Here is a 2,483-nt window from a genome sequence, read left to right on the forward strand (position 1 = left end):
ATGATTTATGAAAGACATCTATTAATATTGTATATTAATTAACTAATCTAGGATGGTTTTTTGTCTGCGCTAAATAAATTTGGTCATGTAAAGCATAAATAATTGATATGGCTAAACTTTCAAATTGAGGTAAAGTTATAAATGAATACATCGGTAAAAATAATCTCTGTGGATGGTGATGTTTGGCGTTTTTCAAAGACAAATAAAAAAATAATTCTAAAAAAGGGGGCAAAGCTTCAGGTGAAAGATGTATTGCATCTTTCAGAAGAAAGTAGTGTCGTGTTGCAGCTTTCAAATGGCCGAGTTGTTGAAATTCATGGTAAAGATTTAATCAATAATGACGGCAATTTTAGCCTCAATTCTTTGCTAGGTGAACCAAACTCGGATCTAGATAAAATTGTAAATTTTGCAAAATCATTTCAGCAAATGAATGATACAGAACAACAAAATGATGTTGTTCGTTTGGATGATGGTCGAGTATTTAAAAAAGAAGGTAAAGATTATGTTGAAATTGCGGGAGAGTCCTTTGATGGCGATCCTGATGTAACTCAAGGTGGTCATCGTTTTGTTCAACTTACTCGTGTGGGCGAAACATCTGTCGCCGATGGCATCAAACCTTTAATGTTGAACCGAGTGGTAGATAATATTCCGCCTTTAGGAATTGAGTACCCAATATTATCTTCAGTTATCAAACCATTTGAGCATGGTTTGGGTGGTGGTAGTTGGACACCTTTGTCTCCATTTGCACCTACACCAAACACGCCACCTGTCGCAAGCGATGACACGTACAACACCGCATTCAACACGCCAGTGGCACTCAACCCATTGGCAAATGACAGCGATGCAGATGGCAACCCATTGACCATCACCGCGATCAATGGTGTGACCTTGACCCCGGGCACCGCCCAACAAATCAACACCCCGAACGGTGTGGTGAACATTGATGCCCAAGGCACCATTACCTTCACCCCGAACAATGGCTTTACTGGACAAGAAAGCTTCAACTACAGCATCAGCGATGGCCAAGGTGGCAGCTCAACAGCAACAGAAACCATCAACGTTGCAGCAGCACCAAACACACCACCTGTTGCAAGCGATGACACGTACAACACCGCATACAACACGCCAGTAACCTTAACTCCATTGGCGAATGACAGCGATGCAGACGGTGGCACCCTGACCATCACCGCGATCAATGGCGTAACCTTGACCCCAGGCACCGCCCAACAAATCAACACCCCGAACGGTGTGGTAAACATTGATGCCCAAGGCACCATTACCTTCACACCGAACGCAGGCTTTAGCGGTCAAGAGACCTTTAACTACAGCATCAGCGATGGCCAAGGTGGCAGCTCAACAGCGACTGGAACCATCAACGTTTCAGCAGCACCAAACACACCACCTGTTGCAAGCGATGACACGTACAACACCGCATTCAACACGCCAGTGACCTTAAACCCATTGGCAAATGATACCGATGCAGATGGCAACCCATTGACCATCACCGCGATCAATGGCGTGACCTTGACCCCGGGCACCGCACAACAAATCAACACCCCGAACGGTGTGGTAAACATTGATGCCCAAGGCACCATTACCTTCACCCCGAACACAGGCTTTAGCGGTCAAGAAAGCTTTAACTACAGCATCAGCGATGGCCAAGGTGGTACGTCGACGGCGAATCAGATCATCAGTATTGCGCCAGTGGCGAATGACGACACAGCGACGGTGGACGAAGGTGATACGGTGGTGATTGCGGTCAAAGGCAACGATACGGATGCCGAAGACGGAACCCCATCAGGTGTGGTGACCATCGTGGGTGGACCAGCCAATGGTACCGTGACGGTGAATGCCAATGGCACCGTGAGCTATGTGCATAATGGTTCAGAAACCACCTCGGACAGCTTCACCTATACCGTGACCGACAGCAATGGTGTCGTGTCCAATACAGCGACAGTCAACATCACCGTCAATCCAGTCAATGATGCGCCAGTGGCGAATGACGACACAGCGACGGTGGACGAAGGTGACACCGTGGTGATAGCGGTCAAGGGCAACGACACCGATGCCGAAGACGGTACGCCAGCAGGTGTGGTGACCATCGTGGGCGCACCAGCCAACGGTACCGTGACGGTGAATGCCAATGGCACCGTGAGCTATGTACATGATGGTTCAGAAACCACCTCGGACAGCTTCACCTATACCGTGACCGACAGCAATGGTGTCGTGTCCAATACAGCGACCGTGAATATCACCGTCAATCCAGTCAATGATGCGCCAGTTGCCTTGAATGACACAGCGACGGTGGACGAAGGTGATACGGTGGTGATAGCGGTCAAGGGCAACGACACCGATGCCGAAGACGGTACGCCATCAGGTGTGGTGACCATCGTGGGCGCACCAGCCAACGGTACAGTGACGGTGAATGCCAATGGCACCGTGAGCTATGTGCATAATGGTTCAGAAACCACCTCGGACAGCTT

At 48.6% G+C, this 2,483-nt stretch carries 1 protein-coding gene; it reads left to right on the forward strand.

Annotated features, from left to right (window positions below):
* Window positions 1–141 precede the first annotated feature (141 nt).
* A partial coding sequence (locus RFW85_RS06655; protein WP_309171268.1) for an Ig-like domain-containing protein occupies window positions 142–2,483 on the forward strand: 2,342 nt, incomplete at its 3' end.

This window comes from Acinetobacter sp. 12966 (genome assembly GCF_031196995.1).
Taxonomy (GTDB): domain Bacteria; phylum Pseudomonadota; class Gammaproteobacteria; order Pseudomonadales; family Moraxellaceae; genus Acinetobacter; species Acinetobacter geminorum.